Source organism: Longispora albida DSM 44784 (assembly GCF_000379825.1).
Taxonomy (GTDB): domain Bacteria; phylum Actinomycetota; class Actinomycetes; order Mycobacteriales; family Micromonosporaceae; genus Longispora; species Longispora albida.
This window is the reverse complement of record NZ_KB903813.1, coordinates 610,084-634,632: the sequence shown is the minus strand read 5'-3', so window position 1 is coordinate 634,632 and position 24,549 is coordinate 610,084. Positions and strand designations below refer to the sequence as shown.

The window sequence follows — 24,549 nt, the reverse complement described above, 5'->3', positions numbered from 1 at the left end:
TGATCGGCTGGGGTCGCGCTGTCCCTGCGGTGAGGCTGGGACGTACTCAGGCCGAGTTGAGTACCTGAGCAGGTACCAGTGACGGCCCGCGTGGTTCACCCTGATGTGCATGAGTGCCTACCCCTGCCCGTACTGCGGCGTCACAGCCAGCAGTGACACCGGCTGCCCCGGCTGCGGCCGGCCTGCCGACCGGCTCGCCGCAGAGCTGACCTGGATCGCGGGGCGGATACAGGTACTCAACCAGGTGACAGCCGACCTCCAGAAGAACCTGACGGTGGCGATGGCCGAGCGCGGCGGGCTCGTGCAGCGGCACACCGTCCTGGGCGAACAGCTCCGGCAGCGGATGCGGGCGGAGGGCGGCCGTCCACCGGTCCCCGGAGCGGCAGCGGTTCCGCCAGTAGCTGCGACGGTCCCCGGGCACCCCGTACCAGTGCGGCAGACGGCTGACGCTTCGCCGAAGTCCGTGCAGAACGTGCTGCTCGGCCTCGGCGGGTTGCTGCTGGGCATCGCGGCGATCGTGTTCGTGGTCGTGGCGTGGCGGTCGTTCGGGGTCGCCGGCCGGGCCGGGCTGCTCGCCGGCGTGACCGGGCTGCTGCTGGCCCTGCCGGTACCGCTGGCACGTAAGCAGCTCGGCGCGACGGCCGAGACGCTGGCTGCTGTCGGGCTGCTGTTCGTCGCGCTCGACGGGTACGCGGCGTGGATTGTCGACTTCGCTGGCGTGCAGGCTGTGGACGGTGCCGGGTACGCCGCCGGGGTGCTGGCGGTGACGGCGGCGTTCTCCCTCGGGTACGGGAAAATTCTTGGTCTTCAGGCGCCGAGGTTCGCGGCCCTGATCGCGATCCAGCCGGTGCCGGTGCTGGTCGCGGTGGTGCTGGACGCGAGCCTGGCCGGATACTCTGTCGCGTTCACGGCCGGCGCGGCGATCAACCTGGCGGCGGGCTGGCGGGCGTTGCGGGGCGACCACTCCGTGCTGCGCTGGCTGGCGGTGAGCGTGGCCGGGCCGTGGACACTGGTGGCCGGGGCTACGGCGATCGTGGCCGCGATCCCCAACGACACGGCCATCGTGGGCTGCGGCGCGCTGCTGCTGATCGGGGTGCTCGCCGCGAGCCTGACGCCCGTCCAGCGCATGGTCTTCCCCGCCTTCGCGACCGGCCCGCTCGTCGTGGTGGTCGCGCGGCTGGTGTGGCTGTGGCTGCCGGACCACCGGATGATCGGCCTGGTCGCCGCCGCAGGCGCGCTGGTGCTCGCCGCCCGTTTCCTGCCGGAGGACATCCGCCCCGGGCCGCTGAGCGTGACCGGCTTGGTCGCGGGCCTGGCCGGGATCGTGACCAGCACACTGGCCGTCGTCTCCGCGCTGATCGCCGCCGGCTCGGCCCAGCCGCCGTGGTCCGGCGAGCCGTACGCCTTCGACGACCTGATCGGCTGGCAGCTGCCCGCCGCCCTGCTCACCGGCGGTCTCGTCGCCTGGGTCCTGTTCAGGAAGTGGTGGATCGGCTTCGCCGTCGCCGCCCTGCTGTCGATCTCCGCTCCCGGCGAACTCGGCGCTCCCTATTGGACGATCGCCGCCGCGCCGTTGCTGGTCGCGCTTCTTGTTTCTTTGTACGCGCTGCGTGCGGCACCCTGGCTGGCCATCGTCTCGGCAGCCCTGGCCGCCTACGGCCTGACCGTCTGCCTTCACACCCCACAAGCCACGACAGCAGGGCTCGCCGCGGTCGTAGTCACCGCTGGCCTGGTGGCTGGCCTCGGGCGCACGACTGTCCTCGGCTCGGCGGCGTTCACCACCACCCTGCTGTTCCTGCCGGCACTCGCGGCGGTCGGAGCGCACACGGCTGGCCTGAGCGACCGGTACGCGGCCATCGCGGGGATGGGCGGCGCGACCCTCGCGCTCGGGCTGTCCTGGCTGCTGCGCGTGTTCGAACCGTGGACGAGCCTCGCCGTCGCGGCCGGCGCCACGGGCGTAGCGATCAGCACCGTGTTCATGGACGGCGAACCGACCACCGTGTACGCGGCCTATGCGGCACTGCTGAGCGTGGCCGGGCCGTACCGCAACCAGTGGCTCGTCATCCGCGCCGCACTGCCCCTGGGCTGGGCGGTCGGCGGCGCGCTCCCGTCCCTCGCCGCCGTGCTGGTCGCGCCGTGGCTGTGGTGGCTGGAGATCTGGTCGGGCGCGTCGGGTACCGGGATCGCGCCGCGCGGGAACTGGTCGGTGTCGGTACAGGACCTGGTCGTGCTGGTGATGGTCGCCGCGGCGGCCGGGATCGCTGCCGGGCCGGCCCGGATCGTGAAGGTGGCCGTACCGGCCGGGATCCTCGTGGCCTTCGTGCTGCCAGCCGCGCTCGGTGCCCCGTGGCCGGTGACGGCGGTCGTGGCCCTGGTACTGGGCCTCGCGGCCTGGGTGATCGGGCCGGGCGTGTGGCTGTCGGCCGTGGCCGTCGCGGGTGCCGGGGCCGGGTTCTCCGGGCTGCTGGCCGACCGCATGTCCACTGTGGGCGCTCTGGTCGCCGTGCTGGCCGCGGCGGTTGTGGTGGCGTGGCGGGGGCGGCTCTCCGGGTACGTGACCGGCGGAGTGGCGTTCCTGGTGCTGGCCCCGGTGACGTGCGCTGCGGGGCGGATGGACGTGGCCACGTGCGGGTACGCGCTGCTCGGTGCGGCTGTGGTGCTGCTCGCGGTGTCGGCCTGGGTTCGGAAACCGCAGCCGGTACCGGTCCTGGAGATCCTCGCGCACGCCGGTGCCGGAGTCAGCCTCGTCCTGGCCGGCCGGACACTGCGCTCGGCGGCGATCGTGTTCGCGGTCTGGGCCGCCGTACTGGGCGCCTCGGCACTACGGCGCGACCTGGGCGGCCTGGGACGGCGGGCGTACGCGCTGGCCGGGGCCGGGCTGGCCACCGTCTCGTGGTGGCTGCTGCTCGGGGCCGGCCGGGTCGGCGTACCCGAGGCGTACACCGTCCCGCCGGCCGTGCTGCTGCTCGCGATCGGGGCCTGGGAGGTGCACCGGCGGCCGGAACTGCGGAGCTGGATCGCGTACGGGCCGGGGCTGCTCGTCGCGCTCCTGCCGTCGTTCGCGTGGTCGCTCGGGGTGCAGGGGCCGCCGCTGCGGCGCGTGTACCTCGGCGTGGCAGCGGTACTCATCGTCCTCATCGGAGCGAAGTTCCGCCTGCGCGCACCGCTCGCGATCGGCGGCGGGATCGCGGCGGCCGTCGGGCTCCACGAGCTGCTGCTGATCGGCGTCAAGGCCTCGTTCTGGATCCCGTCAGCCGTGGCCGGGGTGATCCTGATCGCCGTCGGCGCGACGTACGAGAAGCGCCTCCGCGACCTGACCCGCCTCCGCGACCTCTACACATCCTTCCGCTAGCCCGTCCCCCGTCCAAGCCGACCGCGGTGGCCTAAAGCTGGACGCGAACCGGGGGCCGGGCCTACGCGCTAACACGGAGCCACCGACGCACTACGGGCGAACCGGGGGCCACGCCGGGGCCTTCACCTCTCCACGGTGCACCCGGGTCGTGCCCAAGGCCAGCCACGGGAACGGGGTCCTCGCCGCGGCGGGGACCCCGTTTCCGGTACACAATCTGAAAGGAGCTAGAGCAGTGACTGTCGCAAGGCGGCGTCCTTGCGCTCGACCACCTCGCGGAGGTTTTCCTGGAACTCGGCCATCTTCTTGACGAGTTCCGGTTCGCCGACGGAGAGGATGCGGACGGCGAGCAGGCCGGCGTTGCGGGCGTTGCCGATCGACACTGTCGCGACCGGGATGCCGGCCGGCATCTGCACGATAGACAGGAGCGAGTCCATGCCGTCGAGGTGGCGGAGCGGCACCGGCACGCCGATCACCGGCAGCGGGGTCAGCGAGGCGACCATGCCCGGCAGGTGGGCAGCGCCGCCGGCGCCCGCGACGATGACCTTGATGCCGCGCTCGTGCGCCGAGCGGGCGTAGCTGAGCATCTTGTCCGGCGTGCGGTGGGCGGAGACGACCGAGACCTCGTAGCCGATCCCGAACTCGTCGAGCGCCTCACCAGCGGCCTTCATGGTGGGCCAGTCGGAGTCGCTGCCCATGATGATGCCGACGGTGACGGTCATTCCCCTGCCTCCAGCCACTGTGCTGCCCGTGCTGCCCTGGCCCGGGTCTCCTCCAGGGTGGAGCCCAGTGCCGTCACGTGCCCGATCTTCCGGCCGGGCCGGACCTTCTTGCCGTACAGGTGGATCTTCACAGCCGGATCCTCGGCGAACAGGTGGTGGATGCGCTCGTCCACGCTGATCCCGCCGTCCGGGCCGCCGAGGACGTTCGCCATGACCACCCACGGCGCGGTCAGCGAGGTGTCGCCCATCGGGTAGTCGAGAACGGCCCTCAGGTGCTGCTCGAACTGGGAGGTCCGCGCACCCTCGATCGTCCAGTGCCCGGAGTTGTGCGGGCGCATGGCCAGCTCGTTGACGAGCAGACCGCCGGCGGTCTCGAACAGCTCGACGGCCATGACGCCGACGACGCCCAGCTCCTCGGCGATCCGGATCGCGAGCTGCTGGGCCTCCAGCGCCTTGTCCTCGGCGAGACCCGGTGCCGGGGCGATCACCTCGACGCAGATGCCGTCGCGCTGCACCGTCTCCACGACCGGGTACGCCGCGACCTGCCCGAACGGCGACCGGGCCACCACGGCCGACAGCTCACGGACGAGCTTGACGCGTTCCTCGGCGATCAGCCGCGTGCCAGCCTCCAGCATCGGCCGGACCATCTCCGGGTCGGTGACGACGAAGACACCCTTGCCGTCGTACCCGCCGCGCGCGGTCTTCACGATGACCGGCTCGCCGCCGGCGAACTCCGCGAGCCCCTCGACGGAGGTCACGACGGTCCAGCGCGGGGAGGGGGCTGCCATCTCGGTGAGGCGTTCCCGGAGTACCTGCTTGTCCTGCGCGCACACCAGCGCGTCGGCGCCGGGGAAGAGCTTGATGCCCTCGCCGGCCAGGGTCCGGATGTGCTCGGTGGGCACGTGCTCGTGGTCGAAGGTGACCACCTCGCAGCCCTTGGCGAACCGGCGCAGCGCTTCCAGGTCGGTGTGCTGGCCGATCTCGGTGTCGGGTGCGACGAGCGCCGCGCCGTCGTCGGGGGACGTGGCCAGCACCTTGAGTGACTGGCCGAGGGCAATCGCGGCCTGGTGGGTCATCCGGGCGAGCTGCCCGCCGCCGACCATGCCTACTACGGGAAGTCCAGTACGCGCGTCCATCAACGCCCAGCGTATGCGCTGCCCCGGCGCGCCCGCTGGGCGGCCCGGCTCCTGTGACAGCCAGGCATCCGGCTCGAACTGTAAGATCGACGACAATTACTCCCCGCTTCGGCCCCGGCCCCGTTGAACCTCCCGTGACTGTTGACGCGCCGGCCACCGACGCCGACCTGATCACCGCCGCCCGGAAAGGGGACGCCGAGGCATACAGCGTCCTGTACAGCCGCCATGTGCAGGCCGCACGGCGCCTCGCCCGGCTGCTGGTCCGCAATCAGAGTGACGCCGACGACCTCGTCGCCGAGGCGTTCGTCAAGGTACTGGCGGCGCTCCGTGAGGGCCGCGGCCCCAAGGACGCCTTCCGCGCGTACCTGCTGACGACGCTCCGTCACCACTGCTTCGACCGGGCACGGCGGGACACCAGGCTGCTCCTCACCGACGACTTCTCGAAGATCGAGCCAGGGGAGGCGTTCGTCGACCCTGTCGTCACCGCCGCCGAGCGCAAGTTCGCGGCGAACGCGTTCGCGAAGCTCCCCGAACGCTGGCAGATGGTGCTCTGGCACACCGAGGTCGAGGGCGAGTCGCCGTCCGACATCGCCCCGCTGCTCGGCCTGACCCCGAACGGCGTGTCGGCGCTGGCGTACCGGGCCAGGGAACGCCTCCGCCAGATCTTCCTCTCCGAGCATCTCGCCGCCGCCCCGCCCGGCTGCCACTGGTCGGCGGAACGCCTCGGCGCGCACGTCCGGGGCGGCCTGTCGGCCCGCGACTCCGCGAAGGTCCGCCGGCACATCGACGACTGCGCGGCCTGCAAGCTCCGGCACGCTGAGCTGGTCGAGCTGAACGAGTTCGAGAACGTGCTCGCGCCGCTGGTCCTCGGCGGCTCGGCGACGGCCTACCTGGGCGTCACCGCGATGACCACGACGAAGGTCGCGGCCGGGGGCTTCGTGTTCTGGATTCTCGGCTGGATCCGCCGGATCGGCATGCGCAACGTCTCGATCGGCGGCGGGGTCGTCACGGCGGCAGCCGCAGCCGTCCTCGTCCTGGCCCTGGTCTCGTCCGAGCAGCCGGTAGTCCCGCCGGCCGCGGCCTCGCCGCAGCCCCAGCCGCCGACCATCGTCGAACCACCGGTCCCCCAGCCCCCGGCCCCTTCGCCCCAGCCGAAACCACCCGCGCCCACTCCGGCGCCCACGACTCCGCCAGCGCCTCGCCCCGCACCGCCAGCCCCGCAGCCACCACCCCCCGCTCCAGCTCCCCCGCCAGCCCCAGATCCGGCACCACCGTCCTATGTGGTCACTCCAGCATTAGCCGGCGGCGGCCTCGTCGCTGGCCAGCAAGGATTTCTCCCTGTACTGGTGACCGCACCGCCCCCTCCACCGTCAGAAGGAACTCCCCCTTCCGAAAGCACCCAGGCCCCCGCCTACGCGCCCCCTCTTCCCGGCCTCGTCTCGTCGAATCCGGCTCGAACAGAAGGCACCCCCGCCGCTGAGCTGACCCTCACGCTCCCCGCCGCCGTCACCCTCTCCGGCCCCGACGCGGGCGACGGCTGGCGCTGCTCGGCAGTGGCCGTGACGGTCACGTGCACCCGGCCGCCTCTTCAGCCCGGCACGAAGAGCACGGCCCGCGTGCCCGTCCGGGTCACCGACGAGGCGTCCGGCTTCTACGTGATCGGCCTGCGCGCGATGGGTTCCACTGCGGAGCTCCGGGTGGCCGTGGCGCCCAAGGGTGCCCAGGTCGGGTACGCGCTGAGTGGTTCACACGCCAACGTGACCGTCATCGGCAACACCTGGCTGTCCTGCTCACCCCGGCCGGCCTGTCTCTCCACAGCGGACGACAACCGGGACACGAACATGGTCCCGTACCGTGCCGACGGCTCCCCCGTCCTCACCGCCGTGGCCACGAGCGGCGCGCGTCTCGCCCTCCCCGCCGGGGCGAAGATCCGCTGGGCCGGCCTGTACTGGGCCACGTCCAACCGCCAGGCACCCGAGTCCATCACCGTCAACGGCCGCACCGTCAAGGCTGCCCGCACAACCACCGTCCACAGCGGGTACCGGAAACTCAGCCAGGCCTTCGCCGACGTGACCCCGTTCGCCACGTCCGGCACGTGGTGGGCCTCCGTCCAGTCGGCGCTCCCCGCAGGCAGGGGCGAGTACGCCGGCTGGGGCCTGACCGTGGTCTACGAGGCTCCGGCCGAGCCGGTGCGCGACGTGGCCGTGTACGACGGCCCGATCGCACTGCGCGAGCGCGCCTTCCAGGTCCGGGTGTCCGGCCGGGAACTCCGCGCCACCGCCCTGATCTGGGACGGCGACCAGCCGCTGACCGGCGACTCGCTGAAGCTGGGCACCACGACACTCGCGGCGAACCCGGCCAGGTCCGTCTCACCCAGCGCCCTCGAAGGACCTGGCTGGCGCACGTACGGCGTCGACGCGGGTACCTGGTCCGGCGCTCCCGGCGCGCAGTCCACGCTCACCCTGGCCTCCGGCAACGACCCGATCGAGCTGGCCTCGCTGGCCACGGCACTCACACGGTGACCACTCAGCCGGCCCGGCCGGGTAGAATCGCCGGTGATGTCCGCCCAGCACGAGCAGCAACAGCAGACGACCGAGCAGCGCCAGCCGGGGCTGATCGGCCGCCTTTATGCCCGGTTCGCCGGGCTGGTGCACGAGCTGGGGAAGTTCGGGGTGGTCGGCGGGGTCGCGTTCGTCGTCGACACCGGGCTCTACTGGCTGCTGCTCGAGGGCGGGATGAACACCTTCGCCGCCAAGACCATCGCCGTGATCGTCGCCGCCACGGTGGCCTTCGCCGGCAACCGGTTCTGGACGTGGCGCGACCGGCCGAAGTCCGGCCTGCACCGCGAGTACGTGCTGTATTTCGTGTTCAACGCGATCGGGCTCGGCATCGCGCTCGGCTGCCTGTGGATCAGCCACAGCCTGCTCGGCTCGTTCTGGCCGGAGATCTTCCACACGAAACTGGCGGATCTGGTCGCCGCGCAGGGCTTCGGCTTGGTCCTGGGTACCCTGTTCCGCTTCTATTCGTACCGGCGCTGGGTGTTTGCGTAGAAGTGCCGGAAGTACAGACACGGGAAGGAACCCGTATGGTTGTCCGGTGCGCCTGTTGAACCTGATCCCCGAGCGATGGCATGCGCTTGCCCAAGAGCTGATCAAGTTCGGCACGGTCGGCCTGTTCAACACCTTCGTCAACTTCGCGGTGTTCTTCCTGGCCCTGCACACGATCTTCCCGAACGGCGAGCTCAAGGCCAACGTCGTCGCAGCGGTCGTCGCCACCACCATCGCGTACCTGCTGAACAGGTTCTGGACCTACCGCAACCGGCCGATGGGCTCGATGCGCCGCGAGTACATGCTGTTCTTCTTCTTCAACGCGGTCGGCATGGCGATCGACCTGGGCGTCCTGGCCCTCGTCAAGTACGGCTTCGGCGTGACGACCACGCTCGCGATCGGCGGGGCGAAGCTGGTCGGCCTCGTCCTCGGCACGGCGTTCCGGTTCTGGTCGTACCGCACGCTGGTCTTCCGCAAGGACGCCGAGGAGAAGCCTGCCGATCTCGCGGAAGTCACCTCGTAGCCGTCAGGCCATAGCGGTCAGCTCGTGGCCTCGCCCTCGAACTCCTCCTCGTGCTGGAAGTTCCGCCGGTCGTGGTCCTCCTCGACCAGCTGGTAGAGCGAACTCTGCACCTGCTCGACACCCGGGATCTCGCTGAGGACGAGCTGGCCGCTCTCCCCTGCCGACTCCAGCACCAGCGTGCCGCAGCCCAGCATCCGCTCGACCAGGTTGTGCGAGAAGGACACGTCGTTGATCCGGGCCAGCGGGATGTCGCGGCCGTGCCGGGACAGCACGCCGTGCCGGAGCAGCACCCGGTGCGTGGTGAAGACGTAGTGCGTGGTCCGCCAGGTCAGGAACGGCCACAGCACCCACACCAGCAGCGACAGTGTCCCGAAGGCACCGAGGAACAGCAGCACGAACTGCCCGACCCCGTTGTCCGGCAGCGAGAAGGCCGCGAACCCGACGATCGCGGCGACCAGCACCAGGATCAGGCCCGGCTTGATCATCGTCTTCCAGTGCGGGTGCAGGTGGATGACGACCTCTTCGTCGTCGGCGAGAATCTCGTCAGGGAACGCCATGCGAGCAGCTTAGGCTCTGACGTGCACCACGTCACCGGCCGCGATCGCCTCCCGCCCGCCGGGATGGGTCACGACCAGCCTGCCGTCACTGTCCACATCGGCTGCGGTCCCGGTCAGCTCCACATCACCCGGGAGCATGACCCGCACGGTCCGCCCGAGCGTGACACACCTTTCCTTGTACGCCGCCCGCAGGCCACTCGCCTCCGGATCCCCGCCGTCGAGCCGCCACGCCGTGTACCGGGACTCGATCGACCGGAGCAGCGCCTTGACCAGCGGCGCCCGGTCCGTCACCGGCGCGCCCTCCAGCACGAGAGACGTGGCGTCCTCGCGGGGCAGCTCCTCCCGGCGCAGGCTCACGTTGAGCCCGATGCCGACCACGATCGCGCCGTCGGCCACCTCCGCGAGAATCCCCGCGCACTTACGCCCCTCGACGAGCAGGTCGTTCGGCCACTTGAGCCCGCTGCCGTCCGGGGCGGCCCAGGATCGCAGCCCGGTCGCGTCGGCCAGCGCCACACCAGCCAGCAACGGCAGCCAGCCGTACCGCGCCACCGGCACCTCGGCGGGCCTGAGCAGCACGCTCATCGCGATCCCCGCGCGCGGCGGCGACTCCCACGTCCGGCCGAGCCTGCCCCGCCCGGCCGTCTGCCGTTCGGCGATCAGCACCGTGCCCTCTGCCGCCCCGGCCTTGGCCAGCCTGACCAGCTCGGCGTTCGTCGAACCCGTCTCCGCCAGCACGCTCAGCGACGACCACAGGGAGCCCGGCCGCAGCAACGCCCTCCGCAGCTCCGCCTCCCGCAACGGCGGCCGCTCCAGATCAGTCCACCGGTCGTGCATTTCGGCCTCGCTGCGCTCGCTCACGGTTATCAGCTTAGGATCGGTTTCGTGACCGAACGCCACACCACCGCCGGGAAGATCGCGGACCTGCTGGACAAGTACGACGAAGCCGTGCATTCCGGCTCGGCCCGTGCTGTCGAGAAGCAGCATGCCCGGGGCAAGAAGACCGCACGGGAACGCATCAGCGAGCTGCTGGACGAGGACTCGTTCACCGAGCTCGACGAGTTCGCCCGGCACCGCTCGACCAACTTCGGGCTGGAGAAGACCCGGCCGTACGGCGACGGCGTCGTCACCGGCTACGGCACGATCGACGGCCGCCCGGTGTGCGTGTTCGCGCAGGACTTCACGGTGTTCGGCGGCTCGCTCGGCGAGGTCTTCGGCGAGAAGATCGTCAAGGTCATGGACCTGGCGATGAAGACCGGCTGCCCGGTGATCGGGATCAACGACTCCGGCGGCGCCCGGATCCAGGAGGGCGTGGCCTCCCTCGGCCTGTACGGCGAGATCTTCTTCCGGAACGTCCGCGCGTCCGGCGTGATCCCCCAGATCTCCCTGATCATGGGCCCGTGCGCCGGCGGCGCGGTGTACTCCCCCGCGATCACCGACTTCACGGTCATGGTCGACAAGACCTCGCACATGTTCATCACCGGCCCCGACGTGATCAAGACGGTCACCGGCGAGGACGTGGAGATGGAGGAGCTGGGCGGCGCCCGCGCGCACAACACGAAGTCGGGCAACGCGCACTACCTCGCCTCGGACGAGACCGACGCGATCGAGTACGTGAAGACGCTGCTGTCCTACCTGCCGTCCAACAACCTCGACCTGCCGCCGGTGTACGAGAGCCCCGCCGTCATGGAGCTGACCGACGAGGACCGGGCGCTCGACACGCTGATCCCCGACTCGGCCAACCAGCCGTACGACATGCACAAGGTCATCGAGGCCGTGCTCGACGACGGCGAGTTCTGCGAGGTCCAGCCGCTGTTCGCGCCGAACATCCTGATCGGCTTCGGCCGGATCGAGGGTTCGCCGGTCGGCGTCGTCGCCAACCAGCCGATGCACTTCGCCGGCTGCCTCGACATCGACGCCTCCGAGAAGGCCGCCCGGTTCGTCAGGACCTGCGACGCGTTCAACATCCCGGTCATCACGTTCGTCGACGTGCCAGGCTTCCTGCCGGGCACCGGCCAGGAGTGGGACGGCATCATCCGGCGCGGCGCGAAGCTGATCTACGCGTACGGCGAGGCCACCGTCCCGAAGCTCACCGTGATCACCCGCAAGGCCTACGGCGGCGCGTACGACGTGATGGGCTCCAAGCACCTGGGCGCCGACCTGAACTTCGCCTGGCCGACCGCCCAGATCGCCGTCATGGGTGCCCAGGGCGCCGTCAACATCCTGTACCGCCGCGAGCTGGCGGCAGCCGAGGACCCCGAGGCCGCCCGCGCCCAGTTCATCGCGGAGTACGAGGACACCCTGGCGAACCCGTACGTCGCGGCGGAGCGCGGCTACGTCGACTCGGTGATCCCGCCGTCCGCGACGCGCGTCCAGCTCGTCAAGGCCCTGCGTACGCTGCGCGGCAAGCGGGAGACCCTGCCGCCGAAGAAGCACGGGAACATTCCACTGTGAACATCGCGATCAGCGGCAACCCGACCCCGGAGGAGACCGCGGCCGTCGTCGCGGTGCTCCTGTCCCGGCGCGGCGGCCCGGTTCAGCCCGAGCCGCCGGCCGCGTTCACTCCCTGGCGGGCCAGCGCCCTCCCGGGTACTCCCGGCGCCACCCACGACGGCTGGCGCCGCTCATCCCTGCCCCGCTGACCGCGACAGCTACACCTAGGCTTCCACCAGGGTCCGGCTGATACGCGTTTCCTTGGGTTCTACTACCACCACCGGCCAGTAGGGCGTTGCGGCACCGGCTGCGTGTGCCGCCGCCCGGATCACGTCGAGCGCCTTCTGTAACCCATCTGGCTCGTCAGCCGCGTAGACCAGCAGGTCGACGGTGATGGTTCCTTCCCCGGCATCAGTACCTACGGAAGCGTCGGTGATCTCCGGGTCGCAGGCCTCGAGCTTGAGAAGTTCCTCCATCAGCTCTGCGCCGTGCGCGTGGAAGGTGTCAGCGTCAGTGTCTGCTTCCAGGGCGAAGTCGATCGAGATCTGCATGGCGAGTCGCCGTTCGGTCATCGGTCCTCCCTTCACCAGCAGGGCCTCTTCCTGCACCAGTTCCGTGCCCATCTGAAATAGTTTGGGCCTGACGGGGTCAGATGAATCTGACGCTGATGGTCTCCGCAGGAACAACGTACCGTGTAGTACTTGGGCGGATCCATGATCACCCAACCACGATCGTGCAGCTCCTGCAGAAGTGCCTCGCCGTCTTTGTCAGAGTGCCTTTTCCAATAACCCATTCTGCCCCCACGGGGATACGTGAAGTTGCCTGTCAGTCACATCAGGTCCTTTCACGCAGCAGTGAGCCGGACGTCTCCACCAGCGAGGGCCGTGGACACCGTGGCGACGCCCCGTGCGCGGCCTGGCCCCGGCTCCCACGGGACCGGCATCGCCTCGAGTTCCGCCAGGTAGCCGCACAGGAAGCGGTGGCGGGACTCGGAGACAGCCTTTTCTGCCATGTCCCGTACGGCCGCGATGTAGTGCCAGTGCGCTTTGCGGTGGCTGTCGCGTACCGCCTCGGCCAGTTGCCTGAGCTGGCTCGCGTCGGCCTGCCAGCCCTTCTCGATGTCCGCCAGGTACTCGGCCGCCCGTTCCTGGGCCAGGCCCGGGCGGTCGTACTCGCTGGTCGCGGGGTTCTCGGTGTCCATAGTGGCTACTGTCGCCGATCGCGCCCCGGCGAACCCGCAAAAAGTTGCGACCTCGTTTTGCCACGCGTGCTCACAACTTGGCCCCCGGAGCCGTCTCAGGCGAGCCAGGTGTGCTGGCCGGTCTGGTCGACGCGGATGTGGATGGCTGTGCGGGGTGGGCGGCCGTGGGCTGACCAGTCGGCGTGGGCGGATTCGAGGATGTCCCAGAGCCGCCGGGGGCCGCCCTGGGTGACGCGGTCACCGTCGGAGTGGGCCCAGGAGCCGTCGGAGTGGAGGAGCCACTGGTCGTAGCCGGAGTTCGTGGCGGCCACGCCGGGGAGGCGGAGTTCGGCGAGGGCTGACCAGGGGGCCGCGCTGTCCAGGTACACCTGGGTGGGTCTGGTGACGCCCGGGGAGCTGGAGCGCGGCAGCAGGTCGGGGAGGCGCTGTGCTCGCAAGGGCATGAAATAGCTGCCGGTGGCCAGGACGTGGCCTTCGGCGACGCCGGGGGCGGTGACTTCCAGGAGCGGCATGGTGCCGGCGCCGAGGTGACCGTAGATGCTGGCGAGGATGCGGCCGCCGACGGTGGCCTGGGTGACCCAGGCGTGCGGGATGGTCGCGACGGCGCAGGTGGCGAGGATGCGGTCGTAGGGGGCGTTGGGCGGGTAGCCGTTCGCGCCGTCGGCGACGTCGACGGCTGGGGTGAAGCCGAGGGCTGCCAGGGCTTCGCGGGCCCTGGCCACGAGGGCAGCGTCGATGTCGATCGTGGTGACGGCCGCCGAGCCGAGGCGGTGGCAGAGCAGGGCGGCGTTCCAGCCGGTGCCGGTGCCGATCTCCAGGACGCGGTGCCCTGGCCGGGCGCCGAGGGCGTCGAGCATCATGCCCATCAGGCTCGGCTGGCTGCTGGACGAGGTGGGGACGCCGTCGACCGGCCCGTGTTCCCGGGCGTAGTCCCAGAGCGAGTCGTCGTCGTCGATCTCTGTCGGCAGGACGCTGTCCCGGTAGACCATCGACGCGAAGCCGGGGTCTCCGGCGGCGATCGCGGCGTAGCCACCGGCCACCGGGCGGAAGAACCTGGTCAGGAACGCGGCCCTCGGCACGGCCCGGAAAGCCTCCCGCCATTCCGGGCTGACCATGCCCAATGCCGCGACCAGCCGCTCGGTGTCTTCCACGTCTTCAACCTTCGCAAATGTGCAAGCATGGCCGCATGACCTTCGACGTGGCGGGCCTGCGAGCCCAGGCTGAACAGTGGCTGGCGGACGATCCCGACCTGATGACCAGTTCGGAACTGTCCCGGCTGCTGTCCGAGCTGCCCGGCTCCGCCGCCGAGCTGGCCGACCGGTTCGCCGGGCCGCTGACGTTCGGCACGGCCGGGCTGCGCGGGCCGCTGCGGGCCGGGCCGAACGGGATGAATCTCGCCGTGGTGCGCGGGGCCGCCGCCGGGCTGGTGCGCTGGCTGGCGGCGAAGGGTGCCGGCGGGCCGCTGGTCATCGGGTACGACGCGCGGCACGGGTCGAAGGCGTTCGCCGAGGAGACCGCCCGGGTCGCGACGGGTGCCGGGCGGCAGGCCCTGCTGCTGCCGGGGCCACTGCCCACGCCCGTCCTGGCCTTCGCTGTCCGGGCGCTGGGTGCCGCTGCGGGCGTGATGGTCACCGCCAGCCACAACCCACCCCAGGACAACGGATACAAGGTGTACCTCGGGGCGGAGATCGGCGGTCCGGCCGGCGCCGGAGCCCAGCTCGTCTCCCCCGCCGACGCGGAGATCGAGGCGGAGATCCGCGCGGTCGGCCCGCTGTCCGACGTGCACCTCGGCCCGGCCGGTGAGACCCTCGGTGACGAGATCGTCGCCGACTACGTACGGGCAGCGGCCGGGGTCGTCGACCCGGACGCGCCGCGTGAGCTGGCCGTCGCGTACACGCCGATGCACGGCGTCGGCGGGACGGTCCTCCAGCGGGCGTTCTCTGCCGCCGGGTTCGCCGAGCCGTCGGTCGTGGAGGCCCAGGCCGAGCCGGATCCCGACTTCCCGACCGTCGCCTTCCCGAATCCCGAGGAGCCCGGCGCGATGGACCTGGTCCTCGCGCTGGCCGCCGAGACCGGCGCCGACATCGTGATCGCCAACGACCCCGACGCCGACCGGTGCGCCGTGGCCATCCCGACGCCCTCCGGCTGGCGGATGCTCCGGGGCGACGAGGTCGGTGTCCTGCTCGCCGACCACCTGATGCGGCGCGGCGTGCGGGGCCGGTACGCGACGACGATCGTGTCGTCCTCGATGCTCCGGGCGCTCGCCGAGCAGCGCGGAGCCGGCTACGGGGAGACGCTGACCGGCTTCAAGTGGATCGTGCGGGCGGGTGAGGACCTGGCATACGGGTACGAGGAGGCCCTCGGCTACTGCGTCGCCCCGGCGCTCGTCCGCGACAAGGACGGCATCACCGCCGCGCTGCTCGTGGCCGAGCTGGCCGCCGGGCTGCGTACCGAGCTGCGGACCCTCGGCGACCGGCTCGACGAGCTGGCCGCCGAGTTCGGCTGCTACGTCACCGACCAGCTCTCCGTCCGCGTGGACGACCTGTCGGAGATCGCGGCGGCGATGACGAGGCTCCGGGCCAAGCCCCCGGTCACCCTGCTCGACGAGCCGGTGACGATCGAGGACCTGCTGCCCGACGCCGACGTGGTGATCGTGCGCGGCGCCGGGCTGCGCGTGGTGGTCCGGCCGTCCGGTACCGAGCCGAAGCTCAAGGCGTACCTGGAGGTGGTCGAGCCCGTCCACGACGGCGACGTCACGGCCTCCCGCGAACGGGCCAGCGCCTCGCTCACCGCGCTCCGGACGGAGATGGCCGCGGCGCTCGGCATCTGGTGAGCTGACTCCCTACGGGGTCTCCAGGCGGAACGAGCGGTTCATCTCCTCGTAGATCGGCTGGCTCTCGGCGAACTGGGTCTCCGGCACGCTCAGGTAGTACGTGAACACCCGTGAGTCGGTGCGCACGCCACGCCACTTGCCGTGCCGGAGCTTCGGGCCGGTGTCGCAGGTGTACTCCAGCTCGGCGGCGTTCTGCACGCCCTGCGACACGTCCCGCACGCCGATCAGCGTGTACTGCGGGCAGGAGTTGTTCTTGTTCTGCTGGAGGCCCTTGGCGGCCACCTCGGCCCACGCCTTGGCCGTGCTGCTGGCCGACTCGACGTTCAGCCGGATCCGCCGGCCGGTCTCGTTGGGCTCGACGAAGTCGACGTAGGTGGCGGTCGCCTTCTTCACCCAGCCCTTCGGCACGTTGAGGCTGAACCCGCGCGCGTCCTTGTACTCCTCCACCGGGAACCCAGGCCCGGTCGGGCTCGGGCTGGTCTTGGCCTTCGGTGTTTCGTCGCCGCCGGAGAAGAACACGACGGAGAACACGACGATCAGGATCAGGCCCAGCGCGCCGGCCCCGGCCGGGATCAGCCAGCGCGGGTACTGGCGCCGCACCGGGCGGGGCGTGAGCGACAGCCCCGGCGGCAGCATCGCGGTCTGCTGACCGGGCGGAAGCGGAGGCATCGGCCCCTGCTGCGCCATCGTCTGCGGGTGCCCAGCACCGTGCTGGTGAACAGGAGACTGGTGGAGAGGCGGCTGCCCAGCACCGTGCTGGTGAGAGGCACCCGGACCGTGGACCAGGTTGACTGTGGACTGCTCGCCCGTGTCCACCCCGGACACCGCCAGGTGATGGCCGGTCGCCTCCAGCGCGGGCGCTGCCCCGGTCGGCAGGTCAGCCGCAGACGGGACAGGGGCGGCGGGCGATACCGGAGCCGCCGGCGGCGACCACGGCGCCTGCTGGGACGGCGCGGACCGGGCGGCGCGCTGGGCCGGGGTCTCGCCGGGCGCGAGCATCGCCCGGCCGCCGATCACCTCGCCCTGCGGCTGCGGCGGCGGGGCTGGCGGGGCCACCCGGATCACCGCGTGCGGGTCGGTCTCCTCCTGGCGCGGCTGCCGGTTGGCCAGCGCGCCGTCTATCAGTTCACGGAGGGCCTGGCGGGTGCGGTGGACGTCCCAGCGGCGGCGGGGGTCCTTCTCCAGCAGTCCGTACAGGATCGGGGCCAGCGGGCCTGCCCGGCGGGGCTGCTCCGGCTGGGCCTGGACGACGGCGTGCATGGTCTCGATCGGGTCGCCCCGGTCGAAGGGCGGCCCGCCCTCCACGGCCGTGTACAGGGTGACGCCGAGGGAGAACAGGTCGCTGGGCGGGCCGAAAGCCCCGCCCATCGCCCGTTCCGGCGCGATGTAGTGCGGGGAGCCGAGCACCATGCCCGGTGTGGTCAGGTCGCTCTCCTGCATGAGGCGGGCGACGCCGAAGTCGGTCAGCACGCACCGGCCGTCGGAGCCGATCAGCACGTTGGCGGGCTTGACGTCGCGGTGCAGGACGCCGGCGGCGTGCGCGGCCTCCAGCGCGCCGAGCATGGCCAGGCCGATCTTCGCTGTGGCGCGGGGCGACATCGGACCGTCCTCTGTGACGATCTCGGCGACGCTGCGCGCGGCGAGCAGCTCCATCACGAGCCAGGGCCTGCCGCCCTCGGTCACGACGTCGAACATCCGGACCACGGCCGGATGGTTCAGCCCGGCTGACGCGCGGGCCTCCCGCAGGGTGCGCTCGATCAGCACCTCACGGTCGGCCTTGGCCATCGCCGCGGGGATCTTGACCTCTTTGATGGCCACGTCCCGGCGGAGGAGCTGGTCGTAGGCTTTCCAGACGGTACCCATGCCGCCGCTGCCGATGCTGGATCGCAGGACGTACCGGCCGCCGATGGTGGCTCCGGCGACACCGGGGGTGCTAGGTGCTTCAGTCGTCACGCTGTCGTTCCTCCCGAACCCAACGCGCATAGTGTCCTAGAGATGGGGCCGGATGCGAAATCGGGGACGGAAATCGTCGCATTGCCTAACGATGCGTGTACCCGCCTGACACGCGCCGCCGGCCGAACACCGGATGTGCGATGTGTCGCAGCCCGAATGCGCAGCCGTCGTGCGCGTTCTACTATCCGGGAATGAGTGAGTCGGGATTCGAGATCAATCCGGTGTACCGGGCAGCGGACGTCCAGGGCGACCTCGCCGAGCGGCTGGGTGAGCCGGGCGAGTACCCGTTCACCCGTGGCGTCTACCCCACGATGTACACCAAGCGGCCGTGGACGATGCGCCAGTACGCCGGGTTCGGCACGGCTGCCGAGTCGAACGCGCGCTATCACCAGCTGCTCGCAGCCGGTACGGCCGGGCTGTCCGTCGCCTTCGACCTGCCGACCCAGATGGGCTTCGACTCCGACGACCCGATCGCCCACGGCGAGGTCGGCAAGGTCGGCGTCGCCATCGACTCGATCGACGACATGCGGACGCTGTTCGGCGGCATCCCGCTGGACAAGGTCTCCACCTCGATGACCATCAACGCTCCCGGTTCGGTCCTGCTGCTGCTCTACCAGCTCGTCGCCGAGGAGTCCGGGATCGGGGGCAGCGCCCTCACCGGGACCATCCAGAACGACATCCTCAAGGAGTACATCGCACGGGGCACGTACATATTTCCTCCCAAGCCCTCCCTTCGGCTAGTGGCTGACACCTTCGCCTACTGCAAGGCGGAGCTGCCGAAGTGGAACACGATCTCCATTTCCGGGTACCACATGGCCGAGGCCGGCGCGACGCCCGCGCAGGAGATCGCGTTCACGCTGGCCAACGGGATCGAGTACGTGCGCGCCGCCATCGCGGCCGGGATGGACGTCGACGAGTTCGCGCCCCGGCTCAGCTTCTTCTTCGTCGCCCGCACGACGCTGCTGGAGGAGGTGGCCAAGTTCCGGGCCGCCCGGCGGATCTGGGCGCGGATCATGAGGGAGGAGTTCGGGGCGAAGGACCCGAAGAGCATGATGCTCCGGTTCCACACCCAGACGGCCGGCGTGCAGCTCACCGCGCAGCAGCCCGAGGTCAACCTGGTCCGGGTCGCGATCCAGGGCCTGGCGGCCGTCATGGGCGGCACCCAGTCGCTGCACACCAACTCCTACGACGAGGCGATCGCGCTCCCGACGGAGAAAGCCGCCCGGCTGGCCCTGCGTACCCAGCAGGTCATCGCCTTCGAGTCGGACCTGACCTCGACTGTGGACCCGTTCGCAGGCTCCTACGTCGTCGAGGCGATGACCGACGAGGTCGAACGGCTGGCCAACGAGCTGATCGACCGGGTCTTCGAGTACGGCTCGGCTGTCGACGCGATCGAGGCCGGTTTCCAGAAGGGCGAGATCGAGCGGAGCGCCTACAAGATCGCGCTGGAGATCGACAACGTCGAGCGGATCGTCGTGGGCGTCAACAAGTACACGATCGACGTCGAGGACCCGTACGAGCCGCTCAAGGTCGACCCGTCGATCGAGGTGGCGCAGGTCGAGCGGCTGGCCCGGCTGCGCGCGGAGCGTGACAACGCCGCGGTCGAGGCGGCCCTCGCAGAGCTGAAGAAGGCCGCCGCCGGTACGGACAATGTCTTGTATCCGATGAAGGAAGCACTCCGGGCGCGCGCCACTGTCGGCGAGGTTTCCCATGCACTGCGTGAAGTATGGGGAATTTATAGGCCGGCAGATAGATTCTGAGCCTGGTGAGCAAATCCCGCTGGCCGCAACAGTTACGATGATTGTCGATACCTCATCGCGACTGGCGCGGCCAGCGGGCTTTCGGGCCAGGTCCAGCCGCAGGTCAGGCGGGGTGTTTGGGCTCGCGGCCCCCGGCCGGTTAGCCGGCAGGCCGCGATCGCGCGACGGACGGTTTGTGCGACACGAGCCATCGGCCGGATGGTTAGAGTTCGGGGACCACAGGCCAACTTGCTACTGTGGGTAATGAACTGGTGACCTTTTCCGTCCCAAGTTATGGATAGTTATCAAGCGGAGCGTGACCGGGGCGGGGATGGGACGTTATAAAGAATGTATTCCATCGACCCGACCCGAAATCGAGAACCGACCGTGACGAGCGCACTGAGCACGCTGACGTCATCCTGGCCCGAGACCCTCCCCGGCGCCGACCCCCTTCCCGGACAGCTCGACAGATGGCTGGCGGCCCACGGTGCCGAGCTCGTAGCCACCCGCAGACACATTCATGCCCACCCGGAGCTGTCCGGCGAGGAGTTCCACACCGCCGAGCTCGTCGCGGAGAAGCTGCGCGCCGCAGGCCTCAGCCCGCGCCTGCTGCCCCGGGGCAACGGGATCCTCTGCGACATCGGTGAGGGCGACCGGGTGGTCGGGCTCCGCGCCGACCTCGACGCACTGCCGCTGCCGGACACCAAGGACGTGCCGTACCGCTCGACCAGGGAGGGCGTCGCGCACGCCTGTGGTCACGACGTGCACACCACCGTGGTCCTCGGCGCGGGCCTCGCCCTGGCCCAGCTCGCCAGGGAAGGCGAGCTCGGCGGCCGGGTCCGGCTGATCTTCCAGCCCTCGGAGGAGAAGCAGCCGCAGGGCGCGCCAGAGATGATCGCCTTCGGGGCGCTCGAGGACATGAGCACGGTGTACGCGCTGCACTGCGACCCGCGGCTCCCGGTCGGCCTGCTCGGCGTCCGGCCCGGCCCGATCACGGCCGCCGCCGACATCCTGGAAGTCGAGATCGAGGGCCCCGGCGGGCACACGTCCCGCCCGCACCTGACGGTCGACCTGGTCAACGCCCTGTCCCGGGTGGTCACCGACGTCCCGGCCCTGCTGAACAGGCGGGTCGACCCGCGGGCAGGCCTGGTCATGGTGTTCGGCGCGATCGGGGCTGGCGAGGCCGCCAACGCCATCCCGAACACCGGCTTCGCCCGTGCCACCGTCCGCGTGCTCAACCGGGACGTGTGGCGGACGCTGCCGGACCTCGTGACGGACCTGGTGCACGAGGTGCTGGCCGGCACGGGCGCCAAGGCCAGCGTGAAGTACACGCGGGGCGTCCCGCCGGCGATCAACGACCGGATGGCCAACGCCGTCCTGGCCGGAGCCGCGAGCGCCGCGCTCGGTGCCGACCAGGTCGTCGAGACCGAGATCAGCCTGGGCGGCGAGGACTTCGCCTTCTACCTGGACCAGGTGCCGGGTGCCCTGGCCCGGCTGGGCGTCGGGGTGCCGGGCTCAGGCAAGATCACGGACCTGCACCAGAGCGGGTTCGATGTGGACGAACGCGCGATCGGTTACGGCGTCAGGGTTCTGGTGCACGCAGCACTAGCGGCTACGGATCTGCCGGCCTGCTGAGCGAACAATCTGAGCTGCGCAACGCAAAAGCCCGTGTACAACCAGTACACGGGCTTCCGCGTTCTCAAAAGCTTAGGAACCAGCTGGTACCCGGGCCACGTGCACCACTGCGCCCCGGTCGACGATGATCCCGCCGTTGGCGTGCATCCGGGCGAACTCGGCCAGTGCCTTCTCGCGGAACTCGGCGGCGTCTGCCGGGCTCAGTGACTCCACGAATCCCGCGAAGCCGTGGGACATGTGGAAGTCCCAGCAGGTCTGCGGGTCGGGTACCGGCAGGTGCACCTCGATCTCCGTGGTGGTGAGGCCGGTGAAGCCAGCCTCGGTCACCTGGTCCAGCTCGAAGGGCTTGGCCGGGAAGTGGCTGGTGTCCACGCGCTGGCCGTACTCGCCGACGAGCTCGTGGAAGCCGTCCCACCGGCCGTCGTCCTCGCAGTCGCCCGGCCCGGTCAGCGCGACGAGCCCGCCGGGGCGGATCACGCGGCGCAGCTCGGCCAGTACCCGCACCGGGTCGGACACGAGGTGGATCATGAAGCCGCCGGTCGCCAGGTCGAACGAGGCGTCCGGGAAGTCCAGCCCGTGCGCGTCCATTACCCGCGCGTCGAGTTCCGGGTACCCGGCGGAGAGCCGCTCGATCATGCGCGGGGCCGCGTCCGTGGCTGTCACCACGCAGCCCCGGGCGGCTGCGGCCACGGCGATGGCGCCGCGTCCGGTACCGATGTCTAGTAGTCGATCGCCTGCTGACGGCCCGACGACGTCGAGCGTCCGGGTGGCCAGTTCGGCGAAGAATGGAATGACCTCGTCATAGCGATCTGCGAGGCGGTCGAACAGAGTCCAGGTTTCCCCCATGACGGAGGACCCTGTCACCGGCCGCGATGCGCCGCAACGGATTATCAGGTACGGGTGAGTGCCAGGACGTCCACTGAGCTCACCACCGGGGCCGGGGTCCGCTCCGCCTCTGCTGCCACCGCGAGCAGGCCGAGGCCCGCCGCGAGCTCGGGGCCGGTGAGCTGGCGGAAGGCGGAGACGGCGAGGTAGCGGAGCCGGTCGTGGTACGCGGCGAGGCTGGGCGCGATCGTCAGCTCCAGCGACTCCAGCGCGGAGACGGGCAGGCCGGCCCGTACTGCGGCCTTCTCGGTGTCCTCCAGGCTGGGCAGTGCTCGTTCCTCGAGGTCGTGGGCGCGAGGGAAGTACGCGGCCCAGGCGCGCGGCGAGGGGCGGCCGGCGAAGTTGCCGCAGATCAGGACCCGGCCGCCGGGGCGGAGCACCCGGGCGATCTCCTGGAGGGCGAGCGGCTTGTCGATCACGTGGTGGAAGACGAGGAACAGCACGACCAGGTCGCAGGAGCCGGAGCGCAGCGGCAGCCGCTCGGCCGTCCCGCCGACGTACCCGACGCCCGGGTGCGGCCGGCGCGCGCAGGCGAGGGAGCGCATCCGGCCGGAGGGTTCGACGCCGACGACCGGCCCGCCGAACCGGCTGGCGAGGCCGGGACTGAGCCGCCCGGTACCGGAGCCGAGGTCGCAGACCGTCAGCGGCCGGCCGGCCGGTGCGAGCCGGGTGAAGGCGTCGAGGAGGAGGTTCTCGGTGGGCGGGGGCAGGGACTGGCCACGGTCGTAGACGGCGTAGAGGCCGTCGTCGTAGTCAACGTCCAAGCTCATCGCTCCGCCGGGGCCGGAGGGGCAGGGTGGTGAAGCGGCCGGGGGCGAACAGGTCGAGGGCGAAGTCGGAGTGGCCGTCGGCAGCCAGAGCGGCGGCGATCTCGCCGATCACGGGGGCGAGCTTGAAGCCGTGCCCGGAGAAGCCGCCGAGCACCGTCATGCCCTCGTGCGGGCCGACCAGGAAGTGCCGGTCGGGGGTCAGGGAGTACATGCAGGTCAGCAGGCGGCTCGGCTCCGGGGCGAGCCCGGGCAGGGTGCCGGCCACGACGGCGCTGAGCATCTGGGCGTCGCGGGCGTCGGCTGGCCGGACCCCGGCGGCCGGGTCGACCGGCTCGTCGATGCCGGGCCAGACGTGCAGCCCGATCTTGACCGCGCCGCCGATCGCCGGGAACCCGTACCAGTTGCGCTCCCCCGCCTCGTCGCCCATCCGGATGAAGATCGGGAACTGGCCGGGGCCGAACCCGGCCGGCGCCGGGAACCAGCCGACCACCCGCCGGACGACCTCCAGCCGCGCGGCCAGGCCGGGCAGCAGCTTCGGGAGCCAGCCGCCGCCGGCCACGATCACGTGCCGGGCGCGCAGGACCGTGCCGTCGGTGAGCACGACGCCCGTGGCGTCCACCTGGGACACCTCGGCCCGGAGGACGCGCGCGCCGCGTACCTGGGCTGCGCGGACGGCTGCCTGCACCGCGGCCTCCGGGTACACGACGCCGGCGTCGTACTCGTAGAAGCCGGCGATGTCGTCGGTGACGGCGTGCTGTGGGTACAGTTTGCGCAGCTCATCGGCCGTCAGCAGCTCGTACTTGAGGCCGTGCTGCTCGGCGGAGGCGATCGGGCCGGTGATGGCCGGCGAGGACGGCGGGCCGAGCATCAGGCCACCCGTGCGGTCGAGAAGGCGCTCGCCGGTGACCCGTTCCAGCTCGGCCCACAACCGCCAGGACTCCAGCAGCAGCGGCACATAGGCGGCCCCTTCGGCGTACGCGGTGCGGATGATCCGGGACTCCCCGTGGCTGGCGCCCCTGGCGTGGCCGACGGCGAACTGCTCGACACCGATGACCCTGATCCCACGCTTGGCGAGTCTCCAGAGTGCCTGGCTGCCCATTGCCCCGAGGCCTACGACGATGACGTCAGCGTCAATACTCTTCAACATTCTCGGCATCCCCAAGTGAGCTGTCTGTTAGCTGCCTAGGGGCGTGCCTGGCGGGCGTCTTGCGAATGTGGAATGCGCCCTTTTCAAATACTACCCAGGATCGCAAGAGGGTAGTCACCGTCTGCGGCGCGAGCGGGCCTCTGCTGATGATCGCGCAGCCAGCCGCCGGGTTGAGATCGTGGTCGTATGCCATCCACACTCCGGGGATGATCCCGGCATTGGACGGTATCCGGTTCACGAAGCGATAGAGCAGGGTCTCGGTGTGCGTGCGGCCGGAAAACAGCATCACATAGTGGTCGTGTTCCTCGGAAACCGTGCCGCGATAACGCAGTGGCGGCGGTGCAGGCCCGAGGCTTGGCGGCGGATACCTGCCGAAGTTCTCCCGGTGCACGATCCAGCGCTGCAATAGTCCAGATCGGATGGTGAAAGTGCCGTGCCGCAATTGCAGGGCACCGTCCATGAAACTGTAGCTGTACGAATACCAGATGCCGTGCAACGGATGCGGGCGCAATCTGCGGATCGGGTACAGCATTATGCGCCAAGTCGGGACCAGGAGCGCTCCGATCACAGCGCCCACGATGGAGGTGATGATCCAGTTCGGCTCCTGCATGCAGCTCCTCCC

General features: G+C 70.6%; 21 protein-coding genes. 9 read left to right on the top strand and 12 right to left on the bottom strand.

Annotation, left to right across the window (positions count from 1 at the left end; translation table 11 throughout):
* The first annotated feature begins 109 nt into the window (after nucleotides 1-109).
* Nucleotides 110-3,352 (top strand): SCO7613 C-terminal domain-containing membrane protein, encoded by a 3,243-nt coding sequence (locus A3G1_RS0103100; RefSeq protein WP_018347999.1) that lies wholly within the window; start codon nucleotides 110-112, stop codon nucleotides 3,350-3,352.
* Between the two features lie 224 nt (nucleotides 3,353-3,576).
* On the opposite strand, the gene purE is transcribed toward A3G1_RS0103100, so the two are convergent.
* Together purE and A3G1_RS0103090 are read right to left on the bottom strand one after the other, a co-directional pair.
* On the bottom strand, nucleotides 3,577-4,071 hold the full coding sequence (gene purE / locus A3G1_RS0103095; protein WP_018347998.1) for a 5-(carboxyamino)imidazole ribonucleotide mutase: 495 nt from the start codon (nucleotides 4,069-4,071) through the stop codon (nucleotides 3,577-3,579).
* On the bottom strand, nucleotides 4,068-5,207 hold the full coding sequence (locus tag A3G1_RS0103090; protein ID WP_026211762.1) for a 5-(carboxyamino)imidazole ribonucleotide synthase: 1,140 nt from the start codon (nucleotides 5,205-5,207) through the stop codon (nucleotides 4,068-4,070). Before A3G1_RS0103090 ends, purE begins: the two co-directional genes overlap by 4 nt.
* Nucleotides 5,208-5,341: 134 nt before the next feature.
* Between A3G1_RS0103090 and A3G1_RS42070 the strand changes: the two genes are divergently transcribed.
* The 3 genes from A3G1_RS42070 to A3G1_RS32875 are packed head-to-tail and all read left to right on the top strand — an operon-like array spanning nucleotide 5,342 to nucleotide 8,777.
* Nucleotides 5,342-7,729, top strand: coding sequence for a sigma-70 family RNA polymerase sigma factor (locus A3G1_RS42070; protein ID WP_051110397.1), 2,388 nt, complete (start codon nucleotides 5,342-5,344; stop codon nucleotides 7,727-7,729).
* A 36-nt stretch (nucleotides 7,730-7,765) separates the two neighbouring features.
* A complete protein-coding gene (locus A3G1_RS0103080) occupies nucleotides 7,766-8,257 on the top strand; it encodes a GtrA family protein (protein WP_018347996.1) in 492 nt (163 codons plus the stop codon).
* Between the two features lie 46 nt (nucleotides 8,258-8,303).
* On the top strand, nucleotides 8,304-8,777 hold the full coding sequence (locus A3G1_RS32875; RefSeq protein WP_018347995.1) for a GtrA family protein: 474 nt from the start codon (nucleotides 8,304-8,306) through the stop codon (nucleotides 8,775-8,777).
* A 17-nt stretch (nucleotides 8,778-8,794) separates the two neighbouring features.
* Here the strand turns inward: A3G1_RS32875 and A3G1_RS0103070 are convergent, their stop codons facing one another.
* Both A3G1_RS0103070 and A3G1_RS0103065 read right to left on the bottom strand, forming a co-directional pair.
* Nucleotides 8,795-9,334 carry a PH domain-containing protein gene (locus tag A3G1_RS0103070; protein ID WP_018347994.1) on the bottom strand — a complete coding sequence of 180 codons (540 nt, stop codon included), beginning with the start codon at nucleotides 9,332-9,334 and terminating at the stop codon, nucleotides 8,795-8,797.
* 9 nt (nucleotides 9,335-9,343) lie between these two features.
* The gene (locus A3G1_RS0103065; RefSeq protein ID WP_026211761.1) at nucleotides 9,344-10,168 is read right to left on the bottom strand and encodes a biotin--[acetyl-CoA-carboxylase] ligase; all 825 of its coding nucleotides are present in this window, start codon (nucleotides 10,166-10,168) and stop codon (nucleotides 9,344-9,346) included.
* 48 nt (nucleotides 10,169-10,216) lie between these two features.
* Here A3G1_RS0103065 and A3G1_RS0103060 point away from each other — a divergent pair, with 48 nt between their 5' ends.
* Both A3G1_RS0103060 and A3G1_RS32870 read left to right on the top strand, forming a co-directional pair.
* Nucleotides 10,217-11,785, top strand: a complete 1,569-nt coding sequence (locus A3G1_RS0103060; RefSeq protein ID WP_018347992.1) for an acyl-CoA carboxylase subunit beta — start codon at nucleotides 10,217-10,219, stop codon at nucleotides 11,783-11,785.
* Nucleotides 11,782-11,973 (top strand): acyl-CoA carboxylase epsilon subunit, encoded by a 192-nt coding sequence (locus A3G1_RS32870; protein ID WP_018347991.1) that lies wholly within the window; start codon nucleotides 11,782-11,784, stop codon nucleotides 11,971-11,973. The genes A3G1_RS0103060 and A3G1_RS32870 overlap by 4 nt, the downstream gene beginning before the upstream one ends.
* A gap of 15 nt (nucleotides 11,974-11,988) precedes the next feature.
* On the opposite strand, the gene A3G1_RS0103050 is transcribed toward A3G1_RS32870, so the two are convergent.
* The 3 genes from A3G1_RS0103050 to A3G1_RS0103040 all read right to left on the bottom strand — a co-directional run bounded on the left by A3G1_RS0103050 (nucleotide 11,989) and on the right by A3G1_RS0103040 (nucleotide 14,116).
* A complete protein-coding gene (locus A3G1_RS0103050) occupies nucleotides 11,989-12,387 on the bottom strand; it encodes a hypothetical protein (protein WP_018347990.1) in 399 nt (132 codons plus the stop codon).
* Between the two features lie 221 nt (nucleotides 12,388-12,608).
* Nucleotides 12,609-12,965, bottom strand: a complete 357-nt coding sequence (locus A3G1_RS0103045; RefSeq protein WP_018347989.1) for a hypothetical protein — start codon at nucleotides 12,963-12,965, stop codon at nucleotides 12,609-12,611.
* Between the two features lie 95 nt (nucleotides 12,966-13,060).
* On the bottom strand, nucleotides 13,061-14,116 hold the full coding sequence (locus tag A3G1_RS0103040) for a methyltransferase domain-containing protein (protein ID WP_018347988.1): 1,056 nt from the start codon (nucleotides 14,114-14,116) through the stop codon (nucleotides 13,061-13,063).
* A gap of 35 nt (nucleotides 14,117-14,151) precedes the next feature.
* Here A3G1_RS0103040 and A3G1_RS0103035 point away from each other — a divergent pair, with 35 nt between their 5' ends.
* A complete protein-coding gene (locus A3G1_RS0103035) occupies nucleotides 14,152-15,798 on the top strand; it encodes a phospho-sugar mutase (protein ID WP_018347987.1) in 1,647 nt (548 codons plus the stop codon).
* A gap of 9 nt (nucleotides 15,799-15,807) precedes the next feature.
* Here the strand turns inward: A3G1_RS0103035 and A3G1_RS0103030 are convergent, their stop codons facing one another.
* Nucleotides 15,808-17,781, bottom strand: coding sequence for a serine/threonine-protein kinase (locus A3G1_RS0103030; protein ID WP_425411364.1), 1,974 nt, complete (start codon nucleotides 17,779-17,781; stop codon nucleotides 15,808-15,810).
* A 161-nt stretch (nucleotides 17,782-17,942) separates the two neighbouring features.
* On the opposite strand from A3G1_RS0103030, the gene A3G1_RS0103025 reads away from it, so the two are divergent.
* Together A3G1_RS0103025 and A3G1_RS0103020 are read left to right on the top strand one after the other, a co-directional pair.
* Nucleotides 17,943-19,511: an acyl-CoA mutase large subunit family protein gene (locus A3G1_RS0103025; protein WP_018347985.1), complete on the top strand. Its 1,569-nt coding sequence runs from the start codon at nucleotides 17,943-17,945 to the stop codon at nucleotides 19,509-19,511.
* 366 nt (nucleotides 19,512-19,877) lie between these two features.
* Nucleotides 19,878-21,125, top strand: coding sequence for an amidohydrolase (locus A3G1_RS0103020; RefSeq protein ID WP_018347984.1), 1,248 nt, complete (start codon nucleotides 19,878-19,880; stop codon nucleotides 21,123-21,125).
* 72 nt (nucleotides 21,126-21,197) lie between these two features.
* Here the strand turns inward: A3G1_RS0103020 and A3G1_RS32865 are convergent, their stop codons facing one another.
* The 4 genes from A3G1_RS32865 to A3G1_RS0103000 are packed head-to-tail and all read right to left on the bottom strand — an operon-like array spanning nucleotide 21,198 to nucleotide 24,537.
* Nucleotides 21,198-21,971, bottom strand: a complete 774-nt coding sequence (locus A3G1_RS32865; RefSeq protein ID WP_018347983.1) for a class I SAM-dependent methyltransferase — start codon at nucleotides 21,969-21,971, stop codon at nucleotides 21,198-21,200.
* A 44-nt stretch (nucleotides 21,972-22,015) separates the two neighbouring features.
* Entirely contained in the window at nucleotides 22,016-22,780 is a 765-nt protein-coding gene (locus tag A3G1_RS32860; RefSeq protein WP_040477319.1) for a class I SAM-dependent methyltransferase, read from the bottom strand.
* Nucleotides 22,764-23,927 (bottom strand): N-methyl-L-tryptophan oxidase, encoded by a 1,164-nt coding sequence (gene solA, locus A3G1_RS0103005; RefSeq protein ID WP_026211758.1) that lies wholly within the window; start codon nucleotides 23,925-23,927, stop codon nucleotides 22,764-22,766. The genes A3G1_RS32860 and solA overlap by 17 nt, the downstream gene beginning before the upstream one ends.
* On the bottom strand, nucleotides 23,911-24,537 hold the full coding sequence (locus tag A3G1_RS0103000; protein WP_018347980.1) for a hypothetical protein: 627 nt from the start codon (nucleotides 24,535-24,537) through the stop codon (nucleotides 23,911-23,913). Before A3G1_RS0103000 ends, solA begins: the two co-directional genes overlap by 17 nt.
* Between the last annotated feature and the right edge of the window lie 12 nt (nucleotides 24,538-24,549).

What these genes read in the sequence shown, in the direction of transcription:
- A3G1_RS0103100 (WP_018347999.1), top strand. Translation starts at nt 110, where the DNA reads ATGAGTGCCTACCCCTGCCCGTACTGCGGCGTCACAGCCAGCAGTGAC.
- purE (WP_018347998.1), bottom strand. Translation starts at nt 4,071, where the DNA reads ATGACCGTCACCGTCGGCATCATCATGGGCAGCGACTCCGACTGGCCC.
- A3G1_RS0103090 (WP_026211762.1), bottom strand. Translation starts at nt 5,207, where the DNA reads ATGGACGCGCGTACTGGACTTCCCGTAGTAGGCATGGTCGGCGGCGGG.
- A3G1_RS0103080 (WP_018347996.1), top strand. Translation starts at nt 7,766, where the DNA reads ATGTCCGCCCAGCACGAGCAGCAACAGCAGACGACCGAGCAGCGCCAG.
- A3G1_RS0103070 (WP_018347994.1), bottom strand. Translation starts at nt 9,334, where the DNA reads ATGGCGTTCCCTGACGAGATTCTCGCCGACGACGAAGAGGTCGTCATC.
- A3G1_RS0103065 (WP_026211761.1), bottom strand. Translation starts at nt 10,168, where the DNA reads ATGCACGACCGGTGGACTGATCTGGAGCGGCCGCCGTTGCGGGAGGCG.
- A3G1_RS0103050 (WP_018347990.1), bottom strand. Translation starts at nt 12,387, where the DNA reads ATGGGCACGGAACTGGTGCAGGAAGAGGCCCTGCTGGTGAAGGGAGGA.
- A3G1_RS0103045 (WP_018347989.1), bottom strand. Translation starts at nt 12,965, where the DNA reads ATGGACACCGAGAACCCCGCGACCAGCGAGTACGACCGCCCGGGCCTG.
- A3G1_RS0103035 (WP_018347987.1), top strand. Translation starts at nt 14,152, where the DNA reads ATGACCTTCGACGTGGCGGGCCTGCGAGCCCAGGCTGAACAGTGGCTG.
- A3G1_RS0103030 (WP_425411364.1), bottom strand. Translation starts at nt 17,781, where the DNA reads ATGCGCGTTGGGTTCGGGAGGAACGACAGCGTGACGACTGAAGCACCT.
- A3G1_RS0103025 (WP_018347985.1), top strand. Translation starts at nt 17,943, where the DNA reads ATGAGTGAGTCGGGATTCGAGATCAATCCGGTGTACCGGGCAGCGGAC.
- A3G1_RS32865 (WP_018347983.1), bottom strand. Translation starts at nt 21,971, where the DNA reads ATGGGGGAAACCTGGACTCTGTTCGACCGCCTCGCAGATCGCTATGAC.
- A3G1_RS32860 (WP_040477319.1), bottom strand. Translation starts at nt 22,780, where the DNA reads ATGAGCTTGGACGTTGACTACGACGACGGCCTCTACGCCGTCTACGAC.
- solA (WP_026211758.1), bottom strand. Translation starts at nt 23,927, where the DNA reads ATGTTGAAGAGTATTGACGCTGACGTCATCGTCGTAGGCCTCGGGGCA.
- A3G1_RS0103000 (WP_018347980.1), bottom strand. Translation starts at nt 24,537, where the DNA reads ATGCAGGAGCCGAACTGGATCATCACCTCCATCGTGGGCGCTGTGATC.